The organism is Kaistia nematophila (assembly GCF_026343855.1).
GTDB lineage: Bacteria > Pseudomonadota > Alphaproteobacteria > Rhizobiales > Kaistiaceae > Kaistia > Kaistia nematophila.
Genome location: NZ_JAPKNK010000001.1, coordinates 872825 through 899393, shown reverse-complemented (window position 1 = coordinate 899393; position 26569 = coordinate 872825). Strand labels below are relative to the sequence as shown.

The following is a 26569-nucleotide window of genomic DNA, read 5'->3' as shown; positions in this document are numbered from 1 at the left end:
GTCATCTCCTGTGACGCCGCGCCCGACACGGGCCCGACGCTCGATTCGGTCGGATGATAGCGGAACAGTGCGGCCGGAAAACGGGCTAATTCATCCCCGGCGCTTCATCCACCCATGGCTCGAGCAGCGCCTCCAGCGTCTCGATCCGGTCGGCCTCGCGCGGCGGCTTGTCCCAGCGCAGCCGGCTGACGCGCGGAAAGCGCATGGCGACGCCGGATTTGTGCCGGGCCGAGCGGTTCAGGCCCTCGAACGCCACCTCCAGCACCAGCCCGACCTCGGCGCTGTGCGTCACCTCGCGCACCGGCCCGAAGCGGTTCAGCGTGTTGCGACGGACGAAGCGGTCGATCTCGACCAGTTCGTCGTCGGTGAAGCCGAAATAGGCTTTTCCCACCGGCACGAGTTCGTCGCCGCCCTCGCCCCTCTTCCAGACGCCGAACGTGTAGTCGGAATAGAAGGACGAGCGCTTGCCGTGACCGCGCTGCGCGTACATCAGCACGGCATCGACGGTGTAGGGATCGCGCTTCCACTTGAACCAGGGTCCCTTCGGGCGGCCCGGCTCATAGACCGAATCCCAGCGCTTCAGCATCAGCCCCTCGATGATGGGCACCGGCGGCAGGCTGCGCTTTTCCATCAGATCGTCGGTCGTGTCGTAGGCAACCAGGGGCGACAGGTCGATGCGGCCGGCGAGCGAGCCGCCGACGAGGTGTTCCAGCCGCTCCCGCCGTTCGCGAAACGGCAGCGCCCGAACATCCTCCTCGCCGTCGACCAGGCAGTCATAGGCGCGGATAAAGGCGGGGTGGCTGGCGATCAGCTTGCCGGAAACCGTCTTGCGGTTGAGGCGCTGCTGCAGTTCCGAGAAGGAGCCCGGCTCGATCGTCTCGCCCGCGCGCCGGCCTACGAGCAATTCGCCATCGATGGCGCCGGCGAAATCGAGCGCGTCGAGCATGTCCGGGAAAGTGTCGCCGATATCCTCGCCGGTGCGGGTATAGAGACGGCGCACGCCCTGGTCCGACACCGCCTGGACGCGGATGCCGTCCCATTTCCATTCCGCTGCATAGACGTCCGGCGTGATGCCCGGCAGGTCGCCTTCCTCCAGCGGCTGCGCCAGCATCACCGGCCGGAACGGCGCGCGCGCCGAGGAGACCGGCTTTTCCGCCCGTCCTTCCAGCCAGGCGAACAGCGGCAGGTAGGGCGGCTTCACGCCGTGCCAGAGTTCCTCGATCTCGTTGACCTGCAGCCCATCGACCTTTTCCGCCCCGAAATCGGCCAGCGCCTGCTTGGCGAGCCGGGCCGAGACGCCGATGCGCAAGCCGCCGGTGACGAGCTTCAAGAGCGCCCAGCGCCCGTCGGAATCGAGCGCGTCGAGAAAGGCCGCCACCCGCCTCGGCCCGTCGGCGCGCGACGAGGCGAGCAGCGTTTCGACGATCGCCGAGAGGGAGGGAATGTTGCTGCCATTGGTGGCTGCCGGGGCGGCGCGCATGGTCGGGCCGCCGCCCTCGTCCCAGACCAGAGCGATCGTCTCGGCGAGGTCTCCGACATAGTCATAGGAATAGGCGAACAGCACCTCGTCGATGCGCTCGGCGACCAGCGCCCGCAGCATGGCGGGCTTCACCGATGGCACGTCGAGCCCGCCGGTCAGCGCCGCCAGCGCCCAGCCGCGATCGGGATCCGGGGTAACACGAAAATATTCCGCCATCAGGCGCAGCTTGGCGTTGCGCGACGGCGTCAGGATCAGGCGGTCGAGGAGAGCGGCGAAATCCTGCATGGCGCCAATCTAGGTTTTGCAATCGCCGGCGAAAAGCCCCGGCAGCGTAGCGGGTTGCGCCAGGCGGCCGGAAGTCCTAACTGTGGCTCGCTCGGCCTTGCGGCCGGGACTCGTTCTCAGGGCGGGGTGCAACTCCCCACCGGCGGTAAGAAGGTTTTCCTTCAAGCCCGCGAGCGCCTTTCCGTTCCGACGGAAAGGGTCAGCAGATTCGGTTAAATTCCGAAGCCGACGGTTATAGTCCGGATGGAAGAGAACGGCGAAGACGATGCGAACCGGCCCCCTGCGGCCGGTGCGTGCGTATTTGCTATGCCCTGATTTCGTGTTGTCGAACCCGATGGGAACCAACATGAGTCAGTCTACCCTCACCAAACCCTCCGCTCTCGGAGCGCCCGTCGCGGGCGCCTTCTGGATGATCCTCGCCGGCGTCGCGTTTGCCGGCGTCAACACGCTCGAACAGATCGCCACCGTCAACCTGCACCTGCCGGCGCCGACAGCGGCCTTCCTGCAATATGCCATAGCGCTGATCGTGATCCTGCCCTGGGCGGCACGGCGCGGCCTGCCCTCGCTGAAATCGCGCCGACCCGGTCTGCAGGCGCTGCGCGTGCTGTTCGCCGCCGTCGGCGTGCAGTTCTGGGTGCTCGGCCTCTCGCATGCCGTGCCGATCGGCCAGGCCATCGCGCTGGTCATGACATCGCCCTTCATCGTCACGCTCGGCGCCGGATTGTTCCTCGGCGAAAAGGTATCGCTCGAACGCTGGCTCGCCGTCATCGTCGGCTTTGCCGGCGGGCTGATCATCCTCGATCCGTTTTCCGCAAGCTTCACCACCGCAAGCCTCTATCCGCTGGTGGCGTCGGTTCTCTGGGCCGGCGTGTCGCTAATCCAGAAGAAGCTGCTCGCCGAGGACAGCCCCGAAACCGTGACGGCCTGGCTGCTGCTGCTGCTCGCGCCGGTCAACCTCGTGCTGGCGCTTCCCTCCGGCATCGCCATCCCCTCGGGCGATGCCTGGATCGCGATCGTCGCGGTCGGCGTGCTCACCGCCGCGGCGCAGGGGTTTCTCGCGCTCGCCTATGCCAGGGCGGACGCCGCCTATGTCCAGCCTTTCGACCATGTGAAGCTGCCGCTGAACGTGCTCGCCGGCTGGCTGGTGTTCGGCTGGGTACCTTCCAGCCAGCTCTGGCTCGGCGCGGCGCTGATCGTCGGCGCGTCGATGTTCCTGCTCTGGCGCGAGACCCGAAGCAGCAGCGGCTAACCCCTACTCGGCCTCGTCCTCGTAGCCGACCATGTGCAGGGGGCGGGCGCGGATGCCGGCCAGTTCGCACCAGCGCACCAGCGCTTCCTCGCGGCCATGCGTGACCCAGACCTCGGCGGGAGAAATCTCGGCGATGGTCTCGGTCAGTTCCGCCCAGTCGCAGTGATCGGAAATGATCAGCGGCAGCTCCACGCCGCGCTGCTTGGCGCGCTGGCGGATCGACATCCAGCCGGAGGCGAAGCAGGAGACAGGATCCGGGAAGCGCCGCGCCCAGCGATCGGCGAAGGCGGATGGCGGCCCGACCACGACGGCGCCGGCGAAATCGACGCCGCTGCCCGACTTGCGTCCTGCCTCGACGGTCGCCTGCTCCAGCGGGCCGAGATCGATGCCTTCCTCCGCATAGAGGCGGCAGAGCCGCTCCAGCGCGCCGTGGATGTAGATCGTCCGGTCATAACCCTCCTCGCGCAGCCGCTTGATCACCCGCTGCGCCTTGCCGAGCGCATAGGCGCCGACCAGATGCGCCCGTTCGGGAAAGGCGGCGAGCGAGGCGAGCAGCTTGTGGATCTCGTTGGTGTCATCGGGATGGCGGAAAACCGGCAGGCCGAAGGTCGCCTCGGTGATGAAGACGTCGCATTGGACCGGCTCGAACGGCGCGCAGGTCGGATCGCGCCGGCGCTTGTAGTCGCCCGAGGCAACTATGCGCATGCCCTTCGCCTCGACGGCGATCTGCGCCGAGCCCAGCACATGGCCGGCCGCATGAAAGCTGACCGTGACGTCACCGATCCGCATCGCCTCGCCGAGCGGCGCCACAGCCTCGCTGCCGGCGAAACCGGCGCCATAGCGCTCGGCCATGATCCGCAAGGTCTCGCGCGTCGCCATCACCGCCTGATGGCCGGGCCGCGCGTGATCGGCATGGCCATGGGTGATCAGCGCGCGCGCCACCGGCCGCACGGGATCGATGTGGAAGCCGCCGAGCGGGCACCAGAGGCCGTCCGGCGTCGGGCAGAGCAGTTCTTCAGGGCGGATCATCTCCCTAGGATAGGGATGGATGCTCTCAATGAAAGCCCCTCACCCGCCCCCTCCCTTGCAAGCCAGTCTCCGTCATTCCTGCGAAAGCAGGAATCCAAGCAGCCGAGGTCGTGGACGATGACGCCTCCAATTCCCAACACGGCGGCTGAATGGATCCCGGATCCAGTCCGGCATGACGGCGGAGGGTGTATCGAACGTCGCGCGCAGCCTGCTCGGCAAGCCCCCTCTCACGCGCGCGGGAGAGGGCTGGGGTTAGGGTTTTGCTGCATCACGCCCCCAACATGCCCCTCGACTTCCACATCGGCCGCTCCTACCTCTATGCCGTGACCGAGAGCCTCGACGCCGGAATCTCCCACGATCTTCTGCCCGCCCCCTTCCGCGACTGGTTCGCCCGTCGCGGCTGGTCGCCGCGGCCGCATCAGCTCGCCCTGCTGGAGAAGGCGCGCGAAGGGAAATCCGCCCTGCTGATCGCGCCGACCGGCGCCGGCAAGACGCTCGCCGGCTTCCTGCCGAGCCTCGTCGACCTCGCGACCCGGCCGCCGGCCGGAAAGGGCGGGCGCGGGCCGCACACGCTCTACATCTCGCCCCTGAAGGCGCTCGCCGTCGACATCGCCCGCAATCTCGAGGCGCCGGCGGTGGAGATCGGCCTCAACATCGCCATCGAGACCCGCACCGGCGATACGCCGGCGCACAAGCGCCAGCGCCAGAAGCTGAAACCGCCCGAAATCCTGCTGACGACGCCGGAGCAGCTGGCGCTGCTCCTCTCCAACCCGGACGCCGGCCGCTTCTTCGGCGACCTCAAGACCGTCATCTTCGACGAACTGCACGCGCTGGTGACGGCGAAGCGCGGTGAATTGCTGTCGCTCGGCCTCGCCCGGCTGCGCCGCCTCGCGCCGGAGCTCCGCGCGGTCGGCCTGTCTGCGACGGTGTCGGAGCCCGATGACCTTCGCGCCTGGCTGATGCCGCAACGGGCCGATGCGCCGCCGCAGCTCGCCGATCTGGTCACCGTCGCCGGCGGCGCCAAGCCGGAGATCACCATCCTCGACACCGAGGAACGGCTGCCCTGGGCCGGCCATTCCGCCGTGCACGCGATCGGCGAGATCTACGCGGCGATCCAGGCCAACGGCATGGTGCTCGTCTTCGTCAACACGCGCAGCCAGGCCGAACGCGTCTTCCAGGAACTCTGGCGGGTGAACGAGGACGTGCTGCCGATCGCGCTGCATCACGGCTCGCTCGACGTCGGCCAGCGCCGTCGGGTCGAGCAGGCCATGGCGGCCGGCAGTCTCCGCTGCGTCGTCTGCACCTCGACGCTCGATCTCGGCATCGACTGGGGCGATGTCGATCTCGTCGTCAATGTCGGCGCGCCGAAGGGCGCCAGCCGGCTGGCGCAGCGCATCGGCCGCGCCAACCACCGCATGGACGAGCCGTCGCGCGCGCTGCTGGTGCCGGCGAACCGCTTCGAGGTGATGGAATGCACGGTGGCGCTGGAAGCGAGCACGAGCGGCGCTCAGGATACGCCGCGGCCGATCGGCGGCGCGCTCGACGTGCTGGCCCAGCACGTGCTCGGCATGGCCTGCGCCGCGCCGTTCTCGGCCGACGACCTGCATGAGGAGATCGTTTCGGCCGCGCCCTATGCGACGCTGCCCCGCGAGACCTTCGACCGGGTCGTCGATTTCGTCGCCACCGGCGGCTACGCGCTCAGGAGCTATGAGCGCTTTGCCAAGATCCGCAAGGTTGCCGACGGCACCTGGCGCATCACCCATCCCTCCGTCGCGCAGCAATACCGGCTGAATGTCGGCACCATCGTCGCCGATCCGATGCTGAAGGTGCGGCTCGCCTCGCGAAAGCGCGGCGGACCGATCGGCATGGGCGGGCGGGTGCTCGGCGAGGTGGAAGAGTATTTCCTCGAGACGCTGGTGCCCGGCGACACCTTCCTGTTTTCCGGCCTCGTGCTGCGGCTCGAAGGCATCCGCGACAACGAGGCGATCGTCAGCCGCGCCATCAACGAGGCGCCCAAGGTTCCATCCTATCAGGGCGGCAAGTTCCCGCTCTCGACCTATCTCGCCGAGGGCGTGCGCGGCCTGCTCGCCGACGAGGACGCCTGGGGCCGGCTGCCGCACCAGGTCGCCGATTGGCTCGAGCTGCAGAAATGGGCGTCGGTGCTGCCGAAGCGCGACGAACTGCTGGTCGAGACGTTTCCGCGCGGCGACCGCTTCTACATGGTCGCCTATCCGTTCGAGGGCAGGCTGGCGCACCAGACGCTCGGCATGCTGCTGACGCGGCGGCTGGAACGGGCGAAGCTGAAGCCGATGGGATTCGTCGCCTCCGACTATGCGCTCGCCGTCTGGGGCCTCGGCGACATGGGGGCAGCGTTCGCGAAGAGGAAACCGGCGATCGGCGACCTGTTCGACCAGGACATGCTGGGCGACGATCTCGACGCGTGGCTCGCCGAAAGCCATCTGCTGAAGCGGACCTTTCGCGGCTGCGCGCTGATCTCCGGCCTGATCGAGCGCCGCCATCCCGGCAAGGAGAAGACCGGCCGGCAGGTGACGATCTCGACCGACCTCATCTACGACGTCCTGCGCTCGCACGAGCCCGACCACATCCTGCTGCAGGCGACCTGGGCGGATGCGGCGACCGGCCTGCTCGACGTGCGGCGTCTTTCCGACATGCTGGCGCGGGTGAAGGACCATATCCTGCACAAGCCGCTCGGCCGCATCTCGCCGCTCGCCGTGCCGGTGATGCTCGACATCGGCAAGGAGCCGGTCGCCGGCGAGGCGCAGGAGGAGATCCTGCGCGAGAACGCCGACGACCTGGTGCGCGAGGCGATGGGCGAGGTGGAGGTCGGGGCCCGGTTGCCGGTCGAATAGCCCCTGCGGCCCTCACGCTCGACGTCATCCCGGACTTGATCCGGGATCCATGCGGCCGCGCAATAGGCAGCTTTGCTTGGCAATACCTTGGCTGCATGGATTCCTGCTTTCGCAAGAATGACGGCAGAGGGTGGGGCGGCGGCTGGACCCATCGCTCCAGTCGGATCGGCCTGCGGCGATGGGAATCATGGCGCTGGGGTGTCGCAGGCGGCCTCGAATGCTAAACTCGAAATTGAATCGGGTGCTTCGGGGCAGGCCTGCCCCGAGACGAAGGCTGGAATGCAAAGCACGGCGACGACAGGAAGCGGAACGGAGACGGCGCGGGCCGGGCTTTCGGTCGCCTCGGTTCCGCTGGTGCCGCTCGTCGAGGGCGCGCTCTGGTGGCCGGACGAAAGCACGCTCATCGTCGCCGACCTGCATTTCGAAAAGGGCTCCTCCTTTGCCAGGCGCGGCCAGATGCTGCCGCCTTACGACACGATGGCGACGCTGAAGCGGCTCGCCGCCGTCATCGCCCGCATGACGCCCGCTCGCGTGATCGCGCTCGGCGACAGCTTTCACGATCGCCAGGGCGGCGACCGGCTGAACGAGGCCGACCGCGCCTCGCTCTGCGCGATGACAGCTTCGGCAGAATGGATCTGGATCGCCGGCAACCACGACCCGGAGCCGCCGCGCGATCTTGGCGGCCGGGCGTTCGGCGAACTCACGATCGGGCCGCTCACCTTCCGGCACGAGCCGCGCCCCGGCGAGAACACAGGCGAGATCGCCGGCCACCTGCATCCCGCCGCCCGCGTCGCCGGCCGTGGCCGCTCGATCCGGCGGCGCTGCTTCGCGGCGGACGGAAGGCGGCTGGTGCTGCCCGCCTTCGGCACGCTCGCCGGCGGCCTCAATGTTCTCGACGACGCCTTCCGCCCTCTCTTCGACGGCCGCGCCTTCCATGCCTGGGTGCTGGGCGACGCCGTCCACGCCATCGCCGGCCGCCGCCTCGTCGACGGCTAGCGCCCATCCTCCCAATTCAGAAGGACAGAGCCCCTCCCCATTCGTTTGACCGCGCTCGTCCGAGCGCGGGGCGCCCGCCCTCGCAGCCGCGTTTCACTACCGGACACGCGCCGGCGCCGCCAACAAGATGCCATGAAAGGAATGCCGCCATGCGCCTGGCCCCGTGCCTGTTCGCCCTGATCGCCGCCGCCCTCTCCGGTCCCGCCTTCGCCGCCGATGCCAGGCTCGAGGAAAGCCTCAAGGAGCTCGACGACACGACGCGCCTGATCCAGGTCTGCGATCTCGCCGTGATGGACAAGACCTCGAGCCGCAAGGAGGGCGTCACCGACCGCGCCTTCATCGACATGCTGCATCGGCCGGAAATCCATGGCGACATCGCGATCGGCGATGGCGGCGCCTTCCGCCGCAAGGGCGAATGGTACGAATTCTCCTATCGCTGCGCCGTCACGCCGGACCATATGCGGACGACGAAACTGAGCGTGAACGGCATCCGCCATGTGCCGCATTCCGAATGGGCGGCGAAGAACTTCTATCCCTGAGCGGCCGGCCCTGCCCGAAACGCGACGACGCATGTATGGTGCCGGCGATTTTCATGAAATGACGGAAGCGCGCGCTTGATACCCTGGGTCCGGCTCGACACGGCAACCATTCCCGATGGCGGCGGCGAATTGCGGCTGATGCAGCGCGGCGCCGAATTCTCCATCATGATCGGCTCCAACGAGCTGATGAACAGCCGCCTGAGCGGCTCGGAGGAGGCGCTCGCCTCCCTGTCCGCCGCGAAGATCGCCGGTCGGCCGAAGGCAAACGTGCTGATCGGCGGCCTCGGCATGGGCTTTACGCTGCGCGCCGCGCTCGCTAAATTCGCTGACGACGCGACGATCACCGTGGCAGAGCTGGTGCCGGCGGTGGTCGCCTGGGCGCGCGGCCCGATGCAGCCGGTCTTCGGCACCTGCCTCGACGATCCGCGCGTGAAAATACACGAGGGCGATGTCGGCCAGCCGATCCGCGCCGGCCGCGGCCAGTTCGACGCCATCCTGCTCGACGTCGACAACGGCCCGGAAGGGCTGACGCGCGAATCGAATGACGGTCTCTACACGATGCAGGGCCTCGGCGCCGCCTTCGCGGCGCTGCGCCCCGGCGGCGTCCTCGCCGTCTGGTCCTCGGGGCCGAACGCCGCCTTCACGCAGCGCCTGCGCAAGGCGGGCTTCGCGGCCGAGGAAGTCGGCGTGCGCGCCCATCGTGGCAAGCGCGGCGCCAAGCACGTCATCTGGATCGCCGTCCGCCCCGGCGGCTGACCACGCTCCAGCCTGGCCGCGCGCTCACGGCGCCGGGTTCGGCTGCATCGGCAGGGATCGCCGGCCGCGCGCCTCACCGGAATCCACGCTCCGCCGGCGCGGCTCCTGGCCGTGGTGCTGCGTCTTTTCCCAGCGATGCGGCGCGACGAGAAGCTGGAAGAAGGCGCGGTAGCAGGCGAGCGACAGCAGCAGCCAGTAGCCCGGCAGGAATGGCAGCACGCCCGGCTGCCGCTTCTTGCGCCGGAGCCTCAGCGTCGCCCGCGACAGCAGGGCGAAGACGACATAACCGGCGACGAAGTTGAACACGTTCAGGAAGATCACCGCCGCCGCGAGCGGGCTCCCGGCGCGCCAGATGACGGTCGGATCGATCGCCAGCGCCACCGCCGAGGCGATGTAGACCGGGTGGATCGCCGCCGCGACAATGGTGCCGAAGCCAGTCAGCAGGAAGCCCAGCATCCGCCGCGAGCCGATCGAGCGCCAGAGCCGCACCGGGTGGCGCATATGCACCAGGAAGGTCTGCATCCAGCCCTTGAGCCAGCGCGTGCGCTGCTTGAGCCAGAGCCGCATAGTGCGCGGCGCTTCCTCGTAGGTGGGACGGGTGATGGTGCCGGAGCGATAGCCGCAGCGGGCGAAGCGGATGCCGAGATCGGCGTCCTCCGTCACGTTGTAGGGGTCCCAGCCGCCGACCGCGCGCAGCGCCTCGATGCGGAAATGGTTCGACGTGCCGCCGAGCGGCAGCGGCATGTCGAGCGCGACCAGCGTCGGCAACACGCCGTCGAACTGCATGGAATATTCCATGGCGAAGAAGGCGGTCAGGCCGTTGACGTCGTCATTGTCGACGAGCAGCGGCGCCTGGATGCAGGCGAGCCGCTCGTCGCCGGAAGCGAAGGCGAGATAGGCCTCCAGCAGCTGGCCGGGATCCGGCCGGTCCTCGGCGTCATAGACGGTGACGAAGCGGCCGCGCGCCAGCGGCAGCGCGAAATCGAGCGCCTTCGGCTTGGTGCGCGGGGCACGGTCCGGCACCACCAGGATCTCGAACTCGCGACCCAGCTCGAGCCTCTCCAGCGCGTGTCGGGTGGCGCGGTCGCGCTCCTCGACGATGAACTTGATGTCGAGCCGGTCCTTCGGCCAGTCGAGCGCCTCGAGCGCGCGGGCGAGGTCCGCCACCATGTGCGCCTCGTCATAGAGCGGCACGAGCACGCTGTAGACGGGAAGCCGCGAGCGATCGACATCGAGCGGCGGCGCCGGCCGGAAAGTGCGTTCGAGCGCGACGCTGACGGCGAGCAGGCGAAGCAAGATGAGCGCCAGGAACAGGATCCCGAGCGCGATGTTGACAACCTGCACCGCCTGCCAGCCGAAATGCCAGAGCGCGAGACCGCCCAGCGCCAGGCAGAAGAGAAGGAAGACCACCTGTGCCGACGTCAGCAGTCGGCGGGCCGACAGATCCGGATGGGCGCGATCGAAGCCCGACACGGCGTGATCGACCAGCTGGACGGATCCCGATTCCGTCAGGCAGCGGCGGATCGCCGAAGGCGTGGTCACGGTCAGGCGCGCGGCCAGGTCCGGCGCCGCCGCCAGCGCCGTCGCCAGCCGACCGACATCCTCCGCCCGCGGCGCGATAAGCAGCCGGCGGGACCCGCCGTCCTCCAGCATGGCGACCCGGCCGGCGCGGATGGCGGCCGCCAGCGGCGCGACGTCGCCGTTTCCTTCATGCGGCACCGCCGTCTCGAAGGTCCGTTTCGGTGTGGGATCGAACGGCAGGCCGAGGCGCGCGGCCAGCGCGGCCGAACGCGTGGCTTCATCCGGCGTTCCCCCGCCAGGCGGATCCCAGCCGTAACGCATTCGCTCCCCCGCCACACCTGTCGGGGCCGCCCGCTTGTCCGGGTTCGTGCCCATCGACAATTGGTCTATAGTCCGCACGCGCCATCCCCTTGGCTTACGTTACGGCAACAACCAATTCAGAGTGATACAGGCATGTGGCGGCGATTGGCAAGCTTCGCAATCCTGGCGAGCATCGTGGCGATGGCGGCCGCCGCGGGCTGCGTCGGCCCGGCGACGGCCCAGAACGCTCCCGAGGCGCGCCCCAGCGAGGGCGTCGTCATCCCCGACCTCTGGGACCCGAACCGCCGCCTCGACAAGCCGGCAACGACAGCGCTGACCGGCATCCGCTTCACCACGACCGACGATTTTCCGCCGTTCAACTTCACCGGGCCCGACGGCAAGCTCACCGGCTTCAACGTCGATCTCGCCCGCGCCATCTGCCGCGAACTGAGCGTCCCCTGCACGATCCAGGCGCGCCCCTGGGACGGGCTGATCGACACGGTCGCGGCCGGCCGCGTCGACGCGGCGCTTGCCGGCATCGCGATCACCCCGGAAAGCCGGGCGAAGCTCGAGTTCTCGGATGTCTATCTGCGCCCGGTCGCGCGCTTCGTCGGCCGCAAGAGCGCGCCGGCGGCGCGCCTCAACACGGACGGGCTTGCCGGCCGGAAAATCGCCGTCGCCAAGGGCAGCTCGCACGAGGCCTATCTCGCCGCCTTCTTCCCGGCGAGCACGCGCATCGCCGTCGAGACGCCGGGCGCGGCCGCGGACGCGCTGAAGGCGGGCAGCGTCGATCTCGTCTTCGGCGACGGGGTTCAGCTCGCCTTCTGGCTGCAGTCGGAGGCGGCCTCGGGGTGCTGCGATTTCATCGGCGGCCCCTATGTCGAGCCGCATTTCTTCGGCCAGGGGCTGTCGATCGCCCTGCCGCCGAAGCGCGACGATCTACGCCTGGCGCTCAACTGGGCCCTCGACAGCCTCTATGACAAGGGCGTCTTCGCCGAGCTCTACCTGCGCTATTTCCCGGTCGGCTATTTCTAGAGGCCCGACACAACTAAGCCCCTCACCCCAACCCTCTCCCGCAAGCGGGCGAGGGGTTTGGGCCGCCGCGTTCGCAGCATGGAACTCGATGTACCGATGAGCCTAGGCGAGCCCCTCTAACGACGAGCCTCGGCGAGCCCCCTCGCCCGCTTGCGGGAGAGGGTTGGGTGAGGGTCTTGTGAACGGCGCCTCAGAGCGTGCGGTAGCGGGCGCGGGCGCCGCGTTCGATCGCCGCCGCGGTCAGCGAGTCGACGTCGAGCACGTCGCGCAGCAGCTCGAGGAAGCGCAGCTCCTCCTGCTCGACATGCAGGTCGGCGGCGGCTACCTCTACGGCGAGCGCATAGGCCGTCTCGTGCAGCTTCTTCGGCAGCGAGGTGGCGATGGTGGCGAGCACGGCGTGCAGACCATCCTCCTCGCGAGTGATGGTGGCGCAGGCTTCCGCCACGGCGACCAGCCGGTCCGTATCGAAGCCGCCGAAGATCGGCAGCGTGTTCACGACATCGCCGATCTTGCGCAGCTCGCGATCGGTCATCTGACGGTCGACGGCCGATAGCGTCACCATCGCATAGATCAGGGCCTCCTGCGGGGAGACCGTGCTGCCGGTCGGCTTGTCCATGTCGATACGCTCCTGCACGCGGGAAATGAATGCCCGTTCCAATCATACCCGCACAGGGTAGGATCTCTTGCCACGCCGTTCAACCGGGGCGGCTTGTCGCGAGCGGCCAACGCGACCATTGACGCGCGCGCGGGGTCTCCCTAGGGTCCGCGCCCACGCGCTTCTTCAAAACATCCCGCGCGCGCTTCCCCAAAGAGGTTTTCGATGTCGACCGGCACGCTTCCAGTTCTCGATCTTGCGCCCGAACTCGTTCAGGCTGCGCAGGTTTCGAAAGCCTGGCCGTTCGAGGAAGCGCGCCGGATCGTCGAGCGGCTGAAGCGGCAGGGCCGCCCGGACGGACCGGTGCTGTTCGAGACCGGCTACGGCCCCTCGGGCCTGCCGCATATCGGCACCTTCGGCGAGGTCGCCCGCACCACCATGGTGCGCAACGCCTTCCGCCTGCTGACCGAAGACAAGATCCCGACCCGCCTGCTCTCGTTCTCGGACGATCTGGACGGCCTCCGCAAGGTGCCGACCAACGTGCCGAACCAGGAGATGATGCAGGCCTATATCGGCAAGCCGCTGACCCGCGTGCCGGACCCGTTCTCGAACGAGTATCCCTCGTTCGGCGCGGCCAACAATGCCCGGCTGCGCGCTTTCCTCGACGGCTTCGGCTTCGAGTACGAGTTCGCCAGCGCGACCGACTATTATACCTCCGGCCGCTTCGACAAGGCGCTCAAGCGCATGCTCGAGGTCTATGACGAGGTGATGGAAATCATCTTGCCGACGCTCGGTCCGGACCGTCGCGCCACCTATTCGCCATTCCTGCCGATCTCGCCCACCACCGGCGTCGTGCTGCAGGTGCCGATGGTCGACCGCGACGTCGAGAAGGGCACCGTCACCTATATCGACCCCGACACCAACGAGCGGGTCGAGGTCCCGGTGACCGGCGGCTCGGTCAAGTGCCAGTGGAAGGCCGACTGGGCCATGCGCTGGTACGCGCTCGGTGTCGACTACGAGATGAGCGGCAAGGACCTGATCGACAGCGTCAAGCTCTCGACCCGGATCTGCCGCGCGCTCGGCGGCGAGCCGCCCGAGAGCTTCACCTACGAGCACTTCCTGGCCGAGAACGGCGAGAAGATCTCGAAGTCGAAGGGCAACGGCCTGACGATCGAGCAGTGGCTGACCTATGCCGACAATGACAGCCTCGCCCTCTACATGTACCAGAAGCCGAAGACGGCGAAGCGGCTCTCCTTCGAGGTGATCCCGCGCACGGTCGACGAGTATTTCGGCTTCGTCGACGCCTATCCGCGCCAGCCGGTCGAGCAGCAGCTCGGCAATCCCGCCTGGCACATCCATTCCGGCCACCCGCCGGCGGAAGGCACGCCGATTCCCTTCGCCATGCTGCTCAACCTGGTCAGCGTCTCCGACGCCACCGACAAGGGCGTGCTGTGGGCCTATATCTCGCGTTACATGCCGCATCTGACGGCGGCGACGCACGACAAGCTCGACCGCCTCGCCGGCTACGCGATCCGCTACTTCAACGACGTGCTGAAGGCTGGCAAGCACTACGTCCTGCCGGAAGGCGCGATCCGCGAGGCGCTCGTCGCGCTCGACGCGGCGCTGGCGGAGATGCCCGCCACGGCCGACGCCGACGAGATCCAGACCGTCGTGTTCGACATCGGCCGCAAGTACTTCCCGGATCCCAACAAGAAGGGTCCGGACGGCAACCCGCCCGGCGTCTCCCTCGACTGGTTCCGCGGCCTCTACCAGGTGCTGCTCGGCCAAGACCAGGGCCCGCGCTTCGGCTCCTTCGTCGCCATCTACGGCATTCCGGAGACGCGCGAGCGCATCGCCAAGGCGCTGCGCGGCGAACTCGCGGCCGGCTGACGCCTCGCATCCGCCGATCACGATCCGGTTCTTTTGATCCAGACGTGATCGGCTTTGGCCTTCCCGCCCGGAACAGTTGCGTTATTGGGTTCGTTTCCTGAGCGGGAGCGAGCGCGATGAGACCGCAATGGCCGATCATGCTCTGCCTGTTCGCCGGTCCCGCCCTTTCGGCCACCGGCGACGAGCAGAGCTTCCAGAACCGCTTCGCCGGCAGCTGGACCGGAGGGGGGCCCGTGCGGCGCAACGCCGAGTCGCCCATCATCGACGCCGATTGCGCCGTAACCGGTGACCATGCGCCCAACCGCATGTCGATCAGCGGCAGTTGCCGCGGCGCCGTCGTCTTCACCCGCGACATCAGCGCCGACGTCACCTTCAATCCGGCGACCGGCCGCTATACCGGCACCTATGTCGGCGCCCGCGCCGGTCCGGCCACAATCGTCGGCAAGCGCAATGGCAACCGCGTCAACTTCACCATGACCTGGCCGAAGCCCGTCAATGGCAGCACCAGGGCGCGCATGTCGATCCTGAATGACGGACAGGGCATGCTTCGCATCCAGGTCGTCAGCCAGCCGCAGGCGAACGGGCCTGCCACCACTTTGTCGGACCTCACCTTCCGCAAGCACTGAGCCGCCCTACCCCGCGAACGCAGCCGCCGCGCGGTGCAGCAGGGCATGGCGGCGGGCGATCGGCTCGACATCGGCGCCATAGCCGCCGCCGATGACGCCGGCGAGCGGGATGCCGCGGCTGCGCACCGCCTCGATCACCAGCCGGTCTCGCGCCGCGAGGCCGGCATCGGTCAGCGACAGCCGGCCGAGCCGGTCCTCCTCATGCGGATCGACGCCGGCATTGTAGAAGACGATGTCGGGATGGGTACGGTCGAGCAGCGGCGCCAGGATGCCGTCCAGCGCGGCGAGATAGGCGCGGTCATCGGTGCGGTCGGCCAGCCCGATGTCGATCGTCGACTGCCGCTTGCGGACGGGGTAGTTCTTCTCGCCATGCAACGACAGCGTCGTCACGGTGGCGTCGTCGGCGAAGATCTCGGCCGTGCCGTCGCCCTGGTGCACGTCGCAATCTACCACCAGCGCGGTGCCGATGATCCCCTCGGCCATCAGCACGCGGATCGCCACGGCGACGTCGTTGAAGGTGCAGAAGCCGGCGCCCTGTTCGGAGCGGGCATGATGGCTGCCGCCGGCCGTGTTGCAGGCGAGGCCATGCGCCAGCGCCAGCCGGGCCGCCAGGATGGTGCCGCCGGTCGCCGCCGCCGCGCGTCGCACCACCGTCTCGTTCATCGGCAGCCCGATCTCGCGCTCGATCGCCGGCGGCACGGCGAGCGACAGGACCGCCTCGACATAGGACCGGTCATGCGCGAGCGACAATTGCGCCGCCGTCGCCGGCTCCGGCACGACGAAGCCCGCCGGCGCCAACCCGTCGGCCCTGACGATCTCGGCCAGCCGGCGGTATTTCTGCATGGGAAAGCGATGATCGGCGGGGATCTCGGCGGTGTAGGCGGGGTGGTGGACGATGGGCGGGAGCATCCGCCGAACATAGGGCCGGCCGCGAGACATGCAACGATCGCGTCGACGCCGGGCGACGAAGCGGCTATCGCTTCTTGCCCACACCACGCCACGCCGACATCATGACCGCCATCCGCCCCTTCGAAGTCACCCATCGCGGCATCCTGGCCATCGCCGTGCCGATGACGCTCGCCTATCTGACGACGCCGCTGCTAGGCCTCGTCGGCATGGGGGTGATCGGCCGCCTCGGCGACGCGGCGCTGCTCGGCGCCGTGGCGCTTGGCGCCGTCATCTTCGATTTCGTCTTCGCCACCTTCAATTTCCTGCGCAGCGGCACCACCGGGCTGGTGGCGCAGGCACTCGGCGCCGACGACCGCAAGGAGATCCAGGCCACCTTCTTCCGCGCCCTGATCCTCGCCTTCGGCATCGGCCTCGTCGTCATCCTGCTCTCGCGGCCGATCCTCGCGATCGCGCTCGCGGCGCTTGGCGGCAGCCCGGCCGTACAGGCGGCGACGGCGGAATACTATTCCATCCGCGTGTTCTCGACCCCGTTCGCGCTCGCCAACTACGTCATGCTCGGCTGGCTGATCGGGCTCGGCCGCTCGACGCTCGGCCTCGTGCTGCAGACCTTCCTGAACGGGCTCAACATCGTCCTCAACATCGCCTTCGTGCTCGGCCTCGGCTGGGGCATCGCCGGATCGGCCTGGGGCACGACGACTGGCGAGGCGGTGACCGCCATCCTTGGCCTCGCGCTGGTGATGCGCCGGCTCGACCGCGCCGACCGGCCGTCGATGGCGCAGATCCTCGACCGGACGCAGATCCTGCGCATGGTCGCGGTCAATCGCGACATCATGATCCGTTCGTTCACGCTGCTGTTCGCCTTCGGCTTCTTCGCCTCGCGCGGCGCCAAGATGGGCGACGTCGTGCTGGCGGCGAACGCCGTGCTGATGAACTTCTTCCTCGTCGGCGGCTATTTCCTCGACGGCTTCGCCGCCGCGGCGGAGCAATATGCCGGCCGCGCCATCGGCGCCCGCTACAAGCCAGCCTTCCTGCGCTCGCTGAAGCTGACGCTGGGCTGGGGCTATGTGCTCGCCTTCATCGCCGCCGCCTGCTTCTGGTTCGGCGGCCCCTGGCTGATCGACTGGATGACGGTGAATCCCGCCGTGCGCGAAACCGCCCGCCACTACCTGTTCTGGACGGCGCTGACGCCGCTCGCCGGCGTTCTCGCCTTCGAGATGGACGGCATCTTCATCGGCGCCACCTGGTCGGCCGACATGCGCAACATGATGCTGCTGTCGCTCGCGCTCTATCTCGCGGTCTGGGCGGTCGCCGAGCCGCTCTGGGGCGCGCATGGCCTGTGGCTGGCCATGCTGGTCTTCCTGTCGGCGCGTGGTTTCACGCTCGCTTGGCGGTGCGGCATCCGCACCCGCGCAGCGTTTGCCTGAGGCGGTTCACGCCGTCTCGGCCGCCCATTTCTCCGTCTCGATGCCGACGGCGTCGGCGATCGAGGACATGCCGCGACGGTCGAGGATGCGCGACAGGCCTGCCAGGATCGAGGCAGGCAGCCCCGGACCGCCATACACGAAGCCGGAATAGACCTGCACCAGGTCGGCGCCGGCCGTGATCTTGGCAAAGGCGGTCTCGGCCGATTCGATGCCGCCGACGCCGACCAGCGGCATCTCGGGGCCGACGAGCTTGCGGAAGCGGGCGAGTTGGATGGTCGAAAGGCGGAACAGCGGCCGGCCGGAAAGGCCGCCCGTTTCCTTCGCCGTCGCGGCGTCGATCAGCTTCGGGCGGCTGATCGTGGTGTTCGAGACGATGACGCCGTCGATCTTCCGAGCCAGCGCCACCTCGGCGACGTCGGCAAGGCCGGCCTCGGCCATGTCGGGCGCGATCTTCAGGAGCACCGGCACACGGCGCGCCTGGGCATCGCGCGCCTCGAGCACGCGGGCGAGCAGTTCGTCGAGCGCGCCCTTCGCCTGCAGGTCGCGCAGGCCCGGCGTGTTGGGCGAGGAGACGTTGACGGTGAAATAGGAGGCGAGGTCGGCGAAGGTCTCGATCCCGGCGACATAATCGGCGATCCGGTCCGTCGCGTCCTTGTTGGCGCCGATATTGACGCCGACGAGGCCGGGCTTGCCGCGCCGCGCCTGGAGTCGCAGCCGCGCCGCCGCATGGCCGGCATTGTTGAAGCCGAGCCGGTTGATCACGCCATGATCCTCGACCAGGCGGAACAGGCGCGGCTTCGGATTGCCGGGCTGCGGCTTCGGGGTGATCGTGCCGATCTCGACGAAGCCGAAGCCAAGCGCCAGGAGCGGATCCGGCACCTCGGCGTTCTTGTCCAGCCCGGCGGCGATACCGAGCGGATTGGGAAACCGCAATCCGAACAGGTTGCGCGCCAGCCTCGGGTCACGGTCGGGACGGACCGAAGGATGCAGCCCGGAAGACAGCACCTTCAGCGAGAGGCCATGCGCCTTTTCCGGATCGATCCGGAACAGCAGCGGTCGGACGAGGCTGCCGAAAGCGCTCACGCCGCAAGCTCGGGAAAGACGTGCAGGCCGTCGGTGCCGACCGGTAGCGCCTTGGTCCAGATTACCGCCGAGAAATCGAGCGGGCCGTAGAGATGCGGGAACAGCGCGCCGCCGCGCGACGGCTCCCATTTCAGCTTGTCGCCGAGCTTGTCGCCATCGATTGCGACGAGCACCAGGCCAGACTGGCCGCCGAAATACCTCGCAGCCGTCTCGCGCACCTGGTCGGCGGCCGAGAGATGGATAAAGCCATCGGTGATGTCGATCGTGGCGCCGGTGAAGACGCCCGCGTCCCTCGCCTGGCTCCAAAGGATGTCGGGGGCGATCTTGAAGATGACGGTCATGTGGGATCCCTTAGGTTTGTCGGGAACCTAGTCGCGCCATCGCGGCGGAACAAGGGTTCGCGCGCAGCCGGCGTCAAAATGCCGGCCCCGCCGCTGGACAGACCTCGTGGACGGGGATAAAGCTGGTTGAGAGGGATTTATTCCTTTCCCTGCGGCTTTCGAAGCGCGGGACGACGCGGGCCTGGCCCGCATTCGCGGAGGTTTCCGCCATGTTGTCGCACGAGCGGATCTGGGCGGCGATCGATCGCCTGGCAGCCCGCAACGAGCTGACGGCGTCCGGCCTTGCCCGCAAGGCCGGCCTCGACCCGACCACGTTCAACCGCTCCAAGCGCGTCGCCGTCGACGGCAGGCCGCGCTGGCCCTCGACGGAAAGCATCTCCAAGATCCTCGAGGCGACGGGCGAGCCGCTCGATCGCTTCATGGAGCTCACCATCCGCCGGCTGGCGCCGCCGGAGCAGACAGGGCCGTTCCGCCACGTTCCGCTGCTCGGCTTCGCGCAGGCCGGCGCCGGCGGCTATTTCGACGATGGCGGCTTCCCCGTCGGCCAGGGCTGGGACGAGGTCGCGATCCCGCAGACCAGGATGACCGAGGGCGTCTACGCGCTCGAGGTCTCGGGTGAATCGATGATGCCGCTCTACCGGGCCGGCGACATCATCATCGTCTCTCCGACGGCGACCTGCCGCCCCGGCGACAGAGTCGTCGTGCGCACCCAGGGTGGCGAGGTCATGGCCAAGGTGCTGGCCCGCAAAACCGCGAAGATCGTCGAGCTGCACTCCCTCAATCCCGAGCATCCGAACCGCGAGATTGCCGCCCGCGAGGTGGAGTGGATGGCCCGGATCATCTGGGCGAGCCAGTGAGGACGGCGCCCGCCGCGCTCTGGTTGACCGCGATGATCGGCCTCGCCGTAATCGTCACCTCGAAGATCGGCGGCCTCGACCGCCACGAGTTCGCCGGGCTGATGGGGGCACCGGCGCCGGAACAGGTCGCCGTTTCGAACGACGTGGACGATGCCGACCGCGATCCGTTCGACGGCCCGGTCGATGCCGATGACGGTGGCGCCCCGGATCCGGACATGCTGCCGGGGGCGATGCCGCCATCCGCGACCGGGGCTCCCGCCGCCGCAGCTCCGCAGACACTCCCGCCCGCGGTCGAGACACCGGCGTCGCCCCCGGACCCCGCCCCCGCCCCAATGCGCACGCCGCGCAACGTCACGGCGCCCGGCATGACGCCGGCCCCGGCGCTGACCGGCCCGCTCGAACGCGAGGCGATACCGAAAAAGCCGCCGGCGCCGCCGCGCTGGAAGGCATTTTCGCCCGTCGTCGTGCGCGAAGCCGGGCTGCTCGACATCGGACAGCGCCATGTCCGGCTCGCCGGCATCCGCGTACCGGATGACGACCGGCTCTGCCATCCGGCCGAGACGGACGAAGCGGCGGGCGAGATCGCCTGCGCCAAGCTGGCGCTGGCAGCGCTGCGCCGCCGCGTGCGGGCGCTCGGCGTCGAGTGCCGCGTCTCCGCCAATGACACGACCGACCCGCTCGTCGCGCCCTGCCGGATCGGCAGCACCGATCTCAGCCAGTGGCTGATCGAGCAGGGCTGGGCCGAGGCGGCGGCGAAGGCGCCGGACGGCTACAAGACGGCCGAGACCGAAGCCCGCTGCTTCCGGCGCGGCATCTGGCAGGCGGGACCGCCACCAGCCGATTGCCTGCAGAACTGAGGCTCAGGAGGTGGAGCTGCGCCAGCCGGCGGCAAGAAGGCCCGCGCCGACCAGCAGGCCACCGCCGGTGCGGTTGACGATGCGCTGCACGCTCGGCTTGCGGATGGTCCGCCGCGCGCCGGCGGCGATCAGCGCGTAGCTGGCCGCATTGATCGTCGCCAGCACGAGGAAGGTCACCTCGAACAGGATCATCTGCGGCAGCAGCGGCTGGCTCGAAACCAGGAACTGCGGCAGGAAGGCGACGAAGAAGACGATGCTCTTCGGGTTCAGCGCCGTCACCGCATAGGCATGCAGGAAGATGCGGACCGGGCGCACTTCCGACGTCTGCGCCTCCGCCTGCGCTCCCGTGGGCGCACGCCAGAGCTTGATGCCGAGATAGATGAGATAGGCGCCGCCGACCCATTTCAGCACGGCGAACAGCGCCGCCGAGGCGGTGAGCAATGCGCCGAGGCCGAGCATCGATGCTGTCATGGCGGTGAAATCACCGAGCGCGACGCCGGCGACGGTGGCGCCGGCTGACTTGCGGCCATGGCTCAGCGCATAGGAGATCACCAGCAGGATGGTCGGGCCGGGAATGGCGAGGATGACGGCCGAGGCGGCCGCGAAGGCCAGCCAGTGTTCGAAGGACATGCTGCTTCTCCCTGGAGAACAGCATCAATCCACCGAAGCCTCGCCGTGGCAAGCCCTTCGACCAGGTGCCTTGAGTTGGCCGAGCCCGGTCAGACCTTGCGGGCCGGCTTCGCCAGCGCCTGACCATCGGAAGGCTGCAGGCATTCGGGAGCGATATCGGGCCAGGACTGGACCTCGCAGCCCTTGCGGCCGCCGACAGCGGCCTTGTCGAACAGAGTGAGCGCGGTCGGATCCGAGGCGCCGCTGGTGCGGCTCATGGCCTGGCCACCATAGGCCGTGACGCCGAAGGCGACGATCGCCGCGGTGGCGACGAGACTGATGGTGGTGCGGGTGTACAACTTTGCCATTTCCGATCCGCGTCGCCTGAAGACGCCCCCCTGTTTTCCGGTGCAGGCCCAACGCCCGCCGTCATGGCTTCGTTCCACCATGACGCTGGGGAAGAGTCAGTGATGGCCATCACAAAGGGCCGCGCGGACGACACAACAACAGCCATCGCGCCCGCGGCGGCTTCAGAGGTTTTCCTTTCCAAGAATTGCCCCTGCGGCAAGATCCATTTTCTTGATCAAACTACTCGTCATTCTGTCCAATGAGGACATTCGACGGCCCCCCGTTCCCGCACGCAACCTGCCTGTGCCTCGGAGACAAGAATGCTCACACGTCGCCACTTCGGACTTCTGGCGGGGACCGGCCTCGTCGGCCTTGCCGCCACCTCGCTCGCCGGCCGCAAGGCCCAGGCGGAAGAGGCGAAGACGCTGCGGATCGGCTACCAGAAGGCCGGCCTCCTCGCCGTGGCGCGGCGCGAGAAATCGATCGAGAAACAGCTCGAAGCGGACGGCACGACGGTCACCTGGGTCGAGTTCGCCGCCGGCCCGCCGCTGCTGGAAGCGCTTAATGTCGGCGCCATCGACTTCGGCTGGACCGGCGATGCGCCGCCGATCTTCGCGCAGGCCGCCGGCGCCAATCTCGTCTATGTCGGCGCCGCCCCCTCCAACGGCAAGGGCGAGGCGATCATCGTCAAGGACGGTTCTCCGGCCAAGACGGTCGCCGACCTCAAGGGCAAGAAGATCGCCGTTACCAAGGGCTCCAGCGCCCATAATCTGCTGGTCGCGGCGCTCGAGAAGGCCGGCATCGCCTTCGCCGACATCACGCCCGTCTACCTGTCGCCGGCCGATGCGGCTGCCGCCTTCGCCAGCGACAGCGTCGATGCCTGGTCGATCTGGGATCCCTTCCTGGCGCTGGCCGAAGCACGCCAGCCGGTGCGGCTGCTGACGACCACCGCCGACACCATCGCGGTCAACACCTACCTGCTCGCGAACAAGGACTTCGCCAACGCCAACCCGGCTATTATCGCCAAGACGATCGCCGGCCTCGGCGACGCGGCCAATTGGGCCAATGCCAATCGCGGCGAGGTGGCGAAGGCGCTGACGGAAATCACCGGCGTGCCGAGCGGCCCGCAGACCGTGGCGGTCGAACGCGCGGTCTACGGCATCCTGCCGCTGACGAGCGAGATCGTCGCCGGCCAGCAGGTGACGGCCGACCGCTTCTTCAAGCTCGGCCTCATCCCGAAGCCAATCACCGTCGCCGACGCCGTCTGGACCGCGCCGAAGGCGTGAGAACCCGGCTCCTGCCGTTCGAGCCAAACCTTCTGGCCATGGCCCGGACGGCACAGCGACTTCCTGAATTTCGCGTCACAAGGCCGCCGCCATGACCGTCACCACCCCTCCCGATCCGCTCAATTTCTTCTGGTTCATCCCGACCTATGGCGATGGCACCTATCTCGGCTCCGAGACGCAGCAGCGTCCGCCGGAGTTCGGCTATTTCAGGGAGGTCGCCCAGGCGGTGGATCGCCTCGGCTTCGGCGGCGTGCTGCTGCCGACTGGCCAAGCCTGCGAGGAAAGCTGGGTGACGGCATCCGGCCTCGCGACGGTGACGGAAAAGCTCAAATTCCTGGTCGCGCTGCGTCCCGGCGTCGTCCAGCCCGCCTATGCGGCGCGGCAGACGGCAGCGCTCGACCGCCTCTCCAACGGGCGGCTGCTGCTCAACGTCGTGGTCGGCGGCAACCCCGTGGAACTCGCCGGCGACGGCGTGTTCCTGCCGCATGACCAGCGCTACGAGCAGGCGGCCGAGTTCCTCAGGATCTGGAGCGGCCTCGTCTCCGGCGAGCGCGTCGACTTTTCCGGCAAGCACTACCGCATCGAGAAGGGCCGGCTCGACTTTCCGCCGGTACAGAACCCGCCGCCGCTCTATTTCGGCGGCTCGTCGGAAGCCGGCATCGATCTCGCCGCCGAGCAGTGCGAGCTCTACTTGACCTGGGGCGAACCGCTCGAAGCCGTGGCGGGCAAGATCGCGGCCGCTCGTTCCCGCGCCGCCGCGCGCGGGCGAAAACTGCGCTTCGGCATCCGCCTGCATTTCATCGTCCGCGAGACCGAGGCCGAGGCCTGGGCCGCCGCCGACAAGCTGATCAGCCGCATCTCGGACGAGCAGATCGAGATCGCCTATAAGCGCTTCACCCAGCAGATGGACTCGGTCGGCCAGCGCCGCATGGCGGAGCTGCATGGCGGCCGCCGCGACAAGCTGCTGGTGGCGCCGAACCTCTGGGCCGGCGTCGGCCTGGTGCGCGGCGGCGCCGGCACGGCCCTGGTCGGCACGCCGGCACAGGTGGCGGAGCGGCTGCGCGAATACCAGGCGCTCGGCATCGATACGGTGATCGGCTCCGGCTATCCGCATCTGGAGGAATCCTACCGGGTGGCCGAACTGCTGTTCCCCGAGCTCGGCATCAACGTGGCACGGCGCGGCGTCAGCCGGGCGATCCAGAACGAGTTCGGCGTCGACGAGACGGCGCGCAAGCTCGCCTCGGCCTCGTGATGAAGATCCCCCGCGCCCTCATCGGCTGGATCCTGCCGGCCGCCGTCCTGGTCCTGTGGGAACTCCTCGCCCGCATCGGCTTCATCCCGGAAAACGTGCTGCCGGCGCCGACCGCGGTCGCCGTCGCGCTCTGGCGCGTTCTGCAATCCGGCGAGCTTCTCGAAAACATCCGCGTCAGCTTCTGGCGCGCCAGCGTCGGCTTCCTGATCGGTGGCGCGGTCGGCTTCGCCTTCGGGCTCGCCAACGGCCTGTCGCGCTTCAGCGAGGCGCTGACCGACACGACGCTACAGATGGTGCGCAACGTGCCGCATCTGGCGCTGATCCCGCTGGTGATCCTCTGGTTCGGCATCGACGAGCAGGCCAAGCTCTTCCTCGTCGCGCTCGGCGTGTTCTTCCCGATCTACATCAACACGCTGGCTGGCATCCGCTCCGTCGACCCGCAACTGGTCGAGATGGGCAAGACCTACGGCATGAACGGCAGCGACCTGTTCTGGAAGGTGATCCTGCCTGGCGCCCTGCCCTCGATCTTCGTCGGCGTCCGCTTCGGCCTCGGCATCATGTGGCTGACGCTGATCGTCGCCGAGACGATCGCCGCCTCCTCCGGCATCGGCCACATGGCGATGCAGGCGCGCGAATTCATGATGACCGACGTCGTCGTGCTGACGATCCTGATCTATGCGCTGCTCGGCAAGCTCGCCGACACCACGGCGCGGATCCTCGAGCGGCGGACGCTGGCCTGGAACCCGGCCTTCCAGAATGTTTGAGGGAGGGAACGCCATGTTCGCCGATACGCTGGCCTTCATCGAGACCGCCAGCCGCACGGCGCCGCGGGACCTGCCATCCGCCCGCCCGGTTCCCTTCGAGGTGACCGACGAGGCCGATCCGCATGCGCGCGGCATGGGGCTCTCCATCCGCGGCCTCGTCAAGGCGTTCGACGGCGCGCCGGTGATCCGCGGCATCGACCTCGAAATTCCCGCCGGCCAGTCGGTTGCGATCGTCGGAAAAAGCGGCTGCGGCAAGAGCACGCTGCTGCGCCTGATCATGGGGCTGGAGACGCCGACGGCGGGTTCAATCACCCGTCTCGGCGAGGCCGCAAAGGATTCCGCCCGCTTCATCTTCCAGGAACCGCGCCTGCTGCCCTGGGCCACCGTCGCCGGCAATGTCGCCGTCGGCCTCGGCCGCGCCGGGTCGGCGAAATCCCGCCGCGCGGCGGCGCTGAAGGCGCTGGCGGAAGTCGGCCTCGACGGCCGCGCCGACGCCTGGCCTTCGGTACTTTCCGGCGGCCAGAAGCAGCGCGTCGCGCTGGCCCGCGCGCTCGTCTCGCGCCCTCGCCTGCTCGCCCTCGACGAACCGCTCGGCGCGCTCGACGCGCTGACCCGCATCTCGATGCAGGGGCTGGTCGAGCGCGTCTGGCGGGCGCAGCGCTTCACCTCCGTTCTCGTCACCCACGACGTCTCCGAGGCGATCGCGCTCGCCGACCGCATCCTGCTGATTGAGGAGGGCCGCATCGCGCTCGATCTCGACGTGCCGCTCGCCTGGCCGCGCCAACGCGGCACGCCCGCCTTCGCCGGCCTGGAGAAGACGGTGCTCGACCGCCTGTTCGGCGATTTCGAAGCCGGTGCAGCGATCTGATTTGACGCTTTCGCATCCTCTGCCCGCCCCATACTATGCCGGTCCAAATCGAACCACCGGCAGGCCCATGATGCACGACCAGACCCAGACGATTCGCCCGCGCCTCTTCCTCGACAGCGCCGACAGGGCCGCCTGGGACGAATGGCTGCCGACGGGCCTCTTCCACGGCATCACCACCAACCCGACCATCCTCGCCAATGCCGGCGTGCCGAACACGCTGGCCGAGCTGGGCCGGCTTTCGCACCTCGCCTTCGAGGCGGATGTCGCGGAATTCCAGGCCCAGACCTGGGGCCGCAACAGCGAGGCTCTGATCGCCAACGGCCGCGTCATCGCCGCGATGGATCCGCGCATGGTGGTCAAGGTGCCAATCACCAAGGAGGGCGCCATCGCCGCCGCGACGCTGAAGGCCGAGGGCGTGCGCATCACCATGACGGCTGTCTACACGGCGCATCAGGCGCTGAGCGCCGCCGCCATCGGCGCCGATTACGTCGCGCCCTATCTCGGCCGCATGAACGACGCCGGCCGCGACGGCTTCGCCGAGATCGTCACCATGCAGGAGATCATCCGCGGCGCCGGCAGCGAGACCCGCGTGCTCGTCGCCAGCCTGCGCGCCGCCGACGACCTCGTCCGCCTCGGCCGCCTCGGCATCGACACCTTCACCTTCTCGCCCAAGGTCGCCGCCGCTCTCTTCGCCGAGGAACTGACGGAAGCCGCCGCCGAAGTGTTCGAAAAGGCCGCGGAAGCCTAGCCTTGCCGCGCCCCCGCGCCTTTGATTAGACTAATTCTAATCTGAGGCGCGA

The 26569-nt window shown here is 68.6% G+C and carries 25 protein-coding genes and 1 riboswitch; of the genes, 16 read left to right on the top strand and 9 right to left on the bottom strand.

The window, feature by feature from the left end; all coding sequences use genetic code 11:
- Window positions 1-85 precede the first annotated feature (85 nt).
- Window positions 86-1765: a cisplatin damage response ATP-dependent DNA ligase gene (locus tag OSH07_RS04090; RefSeq protein WP_266337312.1), complete on the bottom strand. Its 1680-nt coding sequence runs from the start codon at window positions 1763-1765 to the stop codon at window positions 86-88.
- Between the two features lie 108 nt (window positions 1766-1873).
- A riboswitch (FMN riboswitch) is annotated at window positions 1874-2024 on the top strand.
- 87 nt (window positions 2025-2111) lie between these two features.
- Here OSH07_RS04090 and OSH07_RS04085 point away from each other — a divergent pair.
- Window positions 2112-3014: a DMT family transporter gene (locus tag OSH07_RS04085; protein ID WP_266337311.1), complete on the top strand. Its 903-nt coding sequence runs from the start codon at window positions 2112-2114 to the stop codon at window positions 3012-3014.
- 3 nt (window positions 3015-3017) lie between these two features.
- Here the strand turns inward: OSH07_RS04085 and OSH07_RS04080 are convergent, their stop codons facing one another.
- Window positions 3018-4040: a ligase-associated DNA damage response exonuclease gene (locus tag OSH07_RS04080; protein WP_266337383.1), complete on the bottom strand. Its 1023-nt coding sequence runs from the start codon at window positions 4038-4040 to the stop codon at window positions 3018-3020.
- A 284-nt stretch (window positions 4041-4324) separates the two neighbouring features.
- Between OSH07_RS04080 and OSH07_RS04075 the strand changes: the two genes are divergently transcribed.
- The 4 genes from OSH07_RS04075 to OSH07_RS04060 all read left to right on the top strand — a co-directional run bounded on the left by OSH07_RS04075 (window position 4325) and on the right by OSH07_RS04060 (window position 9204).
- On the top strand, window positions 4325-6913 hold the full coding sequence (locus OSH07_RS04075; protein WP_266337310.1) for a ligase-associated DNA damage response DEXH box helicase: 2589 nt from the start codon (window positions 4325-4327) through the stop codon (window positions 6911-6913).
- A gap of 279 nt (window positions 6914-7192) precedes the next feature.
- The gene (gene pdeM, locus OSH07_RS04070) at window positions 7193-7909 is read left to right on the top strand and encodes a ligase-associated DNA damage response endonuclease PdeM (RefSeq protein WP_266337309.1); all 717 of its coding nucleotides are present in this window, start codon (window positions 7193-7195) and stop codon (window positions 7907-7909) included.
- Window positions 7910-8058: 149 nt separating this feature from the next.
- Window positions 8059-8448, top strand: coding sequence for a DUF930 domain-containing protein (locus tag OSH07_RS04065; RefSeq protein WP_266337308.1), 390 nt, complete (start codon window positions 8059-8061; stop codon window positions 8446-8448).
- Between the two features lie 75 nt (window positions 8449-8523).
- Window positions 8524-9204 carry a spermidine synthase gene (locus OSH07_RS04060; protein WP_266337307.1) on the top strand — a complete coding sequence of 227 codons (681 nt, stop codon included), beginning with the start codon at window positions 8524-8526 and terminating at the stop codon, window positions 9202-9204.
- A 24-nt stretch (window positions 9205-9228) separates the two neighbouring features.
- Here the strand turns inward: OSH07_RS04060 and OSH07_RS04055 are convergent, their stop codons facing one another.
- The gene (locus tag OSH07_RS04055) at window positions 9229-11046 is read right to left on the bottom strand and encodes a glycosyltransferase family 2 protein (protein ID WP_266337306.1); all 1818 of its coding nucleotides are present in this window, start codon (window positions 11044-11046) and stop codon (window positions 9229-9231) included.
- 144 nt (window positions 11047-11190) lie between these two features.
- Between OSH07_RS04055 and OSH07_RS04050 the strand changes: the two genes are divergently transcribed.
- Complete coding sequence (locus OSH07_RS04050; RefSeq protein ID WP_266337305.1) at window positions 11191-12060, top strand: transporter substrate-binding domain-containing protein; 870 nt, start codon at window positions 11191-11193, stop codon at window positions 12058-12060.
- A gap of 190 nt (window positions 12061-12250) precedes the next feature.
- On the opposite strand, the gene OSH07_RS04045 is transcribed toward OSH07_RS04050, so the two are convergent.
- A complete protein-coding gene (locus OSH07_RS04045) occupies window positions 12251-12676 on the bottom strand; it encodes a tellurite resistance TerB family protein (RefSeq protein WP_266337304.1) in 426 nt (141 codons plus the stop codon).
- 204 nt (window positions 12677-12880) lie between these two features.
- Here OSH07_RS04045 and OSH07_RS04040 point away from each other — a divergent pair, with 204 nt between their 5' ends.
- Both OSH07_RS04040 and OSH07_RS04035 read left to right on the top strand, forming a co-directional pair.
- Window positions 12881-14545, top strand: a complete 1665-nt coding sequence (locus tag OSH07_RS04040) for a lysine--tRNA ligase (protein ID WP_266337303.1) — start codon at window positions 12881-12883, stop codon at window positions 14543-14545.
- 116 nt (window positions 14546-14661) lie between these two features.
- A complete protein-coding gene (locus OSH07_RS04035; RefSeq protein ID WP_266337302.1) occupies window positions 14662-15171 on the top strand; it encodes a hypothetical protein in 510 nt (169 codons plus the stop codon).
- Between the two features lie 6 nt (window positions 15172-15177).
- Here the strand turns inward: OSH07_RS04035 and OSH07_RS04030 are convergent, their stop codons facing one another.
- Window positions 15178-16080: a histone deacetylase family protein gene (locus OSH07_RS04030; RefSeq protein ID WP_266337301.1), complete on the bottom strand. Its 903-nt coding sequence runs from the start codon at window positions 16078-16080 to the stop codon at window positions 15178-15180.
- Window positions 16081-16181: 101 nt separating this feature from the next.
- Here OSH07_RS04030 and OSH07_RS04025 point away from each other — a divergent pair, with 101 nt between their 5' ends.
- The gene (locus OSH07_RS04025; protein WP_266337382.1) at window positions 16182-17504 is read left to right on the top strand and encodes an MATE family efflux transporter; all 1323 of its coding nucleotides are present in this window, start codon (window positions 16182-16184) and stop codon (window positions 17502-17504) included.
- A 6-nt stretch (window positions 17505-17510) separates the two neighbouring features.
- Here the strand turns inward: OSH07_RS04025 and OSH07_RS04020 are convergent, their stop codons facing one another.
- Together OSH07_RS04020 and OSH07_RS04015 are read right to left on the bottom strand one after the other, a co-directional pair.
- Window positions 17511-18587, bottom strand: coding sequence for a quinone-dependent dihydroorotate dehydrogenase (locus tag OSH07_RS04020; protein WP_266337300.1), 1077 nt, complete (start codon window positions 18585-18587; stop codon window positions 17511-17513).
- A complete protein-coding gene (locus OSH07_RS04015) occupies window positions 18584-18928 on the bottom strand; it encodes a DUF952 domain-containing protein (RefSeq protein WP_266337299.1) in 345 nt (114 codons plus the stop codon). Before OSH07_RS04015 ends, OSH07_RS04020 begins: the two co-directional genes overlap by 4 nt.
- Before the next feature lie 209 nt (window positions 18929-19137).
- On the opposite strand from OSH07_RS04015, the gene OSH07_RS04010 reads away from it, so the two are divergent.
- The gene (locus tag OSH07_RS04010) at window positions 19138-19785 is read left to right on the top strand and encodes a S24 family peptidase (RefSeq protein WP_266337298.1); all 648 of its coding nucleotides are present in this window, start codon (window positions 19138-19140) and stop codon (window positions 19783-19785) included.
- Window positions 19782-20642 (top strand): thermonuclease family protein, encoded by an 861-nt coding sequence (locus OSH07_RS24415; RefSeq protein ID WP_266337297.1) that lies wholly within the window; start codon window positions 19782-19784, stop codon window positions 20640-20642. Before OSH07_RS04010 ends, OSH07_RS24415 begins: the two co-directional genes overlap by 4 nt.
- A gap of 3 nt (window positions 20643-20645) precedes the next feature.
- Here OSH07_RS24415 and OSH07_RS04000 read toward each other — a convergent pair whose 3' ends face one another.
- Both OSH07_RS04000 and OSH07_RS03995 read right to left on the bottom strand, forming a co-directional pair.
- The gene (locus tag OSH07_RS04000) at window positions 20646-21272 is read right to left on the bottom strand and encodes a LysE family translocator (RefSeq protein WP_266337296.1); all 627 of its coding nucleotides are present in this window, start codon (window positions 21270-21272) and stop codon (window positions 20646-20648) included.
- An 89-nt stretch (window positions 21273-21361) separates the two neighbouring features.
- Complete coding sequence (locus tag OSH07_RS03995) at window positions 21362-21619, bottom strand: hypothetical protein (protein ID WP_266337295.1); 258 nt, start codon at window positions 21617-21619, stop codon at window positions 21362-21364.
- 300 nt (window positions 21620-21919) lie between these two features.
- On the opposite strand from OSH07_RS03995, the gene OSH07_RS03990 reads away from it, so the two are divergent.
- The 5 genes from OSH07_RS03990 (at window position 21920) to OSH07_RS03970 (ending at window position 26517) form a co-directional block, all read left to right on the top strand.
- A complete protein-coding gene (locus tag OSH07_RS03990; protein WP_266337294.1) occupies window positions 21920-22885 on the top strand; it encodes an aliphatic sulfonate ABC transporter substrate-binding protein in 966 nt (321 codons plus the stop codon).
- A gap of 91 nt (window positions 22886-22976) precedes the next feature.
- Complete coding sequence (ssuD, locus tag OSH07_RS03985; protein WP_266337293.1) at window positions 22977-24137, top strand: FMNH2-dependent alkanesulfonate monooxygenase; 1161 nt, start codon at window positions 22977-22979, stop codon at window positions 24135-24137.
- The gene (locus tag OSH07_RS03980; protein ID WP_266337292.1) at window positions 24137-24901 is read left to right on the top strand and encodes an ABC transporter permease subunit; all 765 of its coding nucleotides are present in this window, start codon (window positions 24137-24139) and stop codon (window positions 24899-24901) included. Before ssuD ends, OSH07_RS03980 begins: the two co-directional genes overlap by 1 nt.
- Before the next feature lie 13 nt (window positions 24902-24914).
- Window positions 24915-25769, top strand: a complete 855-nt coding sequence (locus OSH07_RS03975) for an ABC transporter ATP-binding protein (RefSeq protein ID WP_420909588.1) — start codon at window positions 24915-24917, stop codon at window positions 25767-25769.
- A 67-nt stretch (window positions 25770-25836) separates the two neighbouring features.
- Window positions 25837-26517 (top strand): transaldolase family protein, encoded by a 681-nt coding sequence (locus OSH07_RS03970; protein ID WP_266337291.1) that lies wholly within the window; start codon window positions 25837-25839, stop codon window positions 26515-26517.
- Window positions 26518-26569: the final 52 nt, after the last annotated feature.

Coding starts and splice junctions, on each gene's coding strand:
- OSH07_RS04090 (WP_266337312.1), bottom strand. CDS start 1,765: ATGCAGGATTTCGCCGCTCTCCTCGACCGCCTGATCCTGACGCCGTCG.
- OSH07_RS04085 (WP_266337311.1), top strand. CDS start 2,112: ATGAGTCAGTCTACCCTCACCAAACCCTCCGCTCTCGGAGCGCCCGTC.
- OSH07_RS04075 (WP_266337310.1), top strand. CDS start 4,325: ATGCCCCTCGACTTCCACATCGGCCGCTCCTACCTCTATGCCGTGACC.
- pdeM (WP_266337309.1), top strand. CDS start 7,193: ATGCAAAGCACGGCGACGACAGGAAGCGGAACGGAGACGGCGCGGGCC.
- OSH07_RS04065 (WP_266337308.1), top strand. CDS start 8,059: ATGCGCCTGGCCCCGTGCCTGTTCGCCCTGATCGCCGCCGCCCTCTCC.
- OSH07_RS04055 (WP_266337306.1), bottom strand. CDS start 11,046: ATGCGTTACGGCTGGGATCCGCCTGGCGGGGGAACGCCGGATGAAGCC.
- OSH07_RS04045 (WP_266337304.1), bottom strand. CDS start 12,676: ATGGACAAGCCGACCGGCAGCACGGTCTCCCCGCAGGAGGCCCTGATC.
- OSH07_RS04040 (WP_266337303.1), top strand. CDS start 12,881: ATGTCGACCGGCACGCTTCCAGTTCTCGATCTTGCGCCCGAACTCGTT.
- OSH07_RS04035 (WP_266337302.1), top strand. CDS start 14,662: ATGAGACCGCAATGGCCGATCATGCTCTGCCTGTTCGCCGGTCCCGCC.
- OSH07_RS04030 (WP_266337301.1), bottom strand. CDS start 16,080: ATGCTCCCGCCCATCGTCCACCACCCCGCCTACACCGCCGAGATCCCC.
- OSH07_RS04025 (WP_266337382.1), top strand. CDS start 16,182: ATGACCGCCATCCGCCCCTTCGAAGTCACCCATCGCGGCATCCTGGCC.
- OSH07_RS04015 (WP_266337299.1), bottom strand. CDS start 18,928: ATGACCGTCATCTTCAAGATCGCCCCCGACATCCTTTGGAGCCAGGCG.
- OSH07_RS04010 (WP_266337298.1), top strand. CDS start 19,138: ATGTTGTCGCACGAGCGGATCTGGGCGGCGATCGATCGCCTGGCAGCC.
- OSH07_RS04000 (WP_266337296.1), bottom strand. CDS start 21,272: ATGTCCTTCGAACACTGGCTGGCCTTCGCGGCCGCCTCGGCCGTCATC.
- OSH07_RS03995 (WP_266337295.1), bottom strand. CDS start 21,619: ATGGCAAAGTTGTACACCCGCACCACCATCAGTCTCGTCGCCACCGCG.
- OSH07_RS03990 (WP_266337294.1), top strand. CDS start 21,920: ATGCTCACACGTCGCCACTTCGGACTTCTGGCGGGGACCGGCCTCGTC.
- ssuD (WP_266337293.1), top strand. CDS start 22,977: ATGACCGTCACCACCCCTCCCGATCCGCTCAATTTCTTCTGGTTCATC.
- OSH07_RS03980 (WP_266337292.1), top strand. CDS start 24,137: ATGAAGATCCCCCGCGCCCTCATCGGCTGGATCCTGCCGGCCGCCGTC.
- OSH07_RS03975 (WP_420909588.1), top strand. CDS start 24,915: ATGTTCGCCGATACGCTGGCCTTCATCGAGACCGCCAGCCGCACGGCG.
- OSH07_RS03970 (WP_266337291.1), top strand. CDS start 25,837: ATGATGCACGACCAGACCCAGACGATTCGCCCGCGCCTCTTCCTCGAC.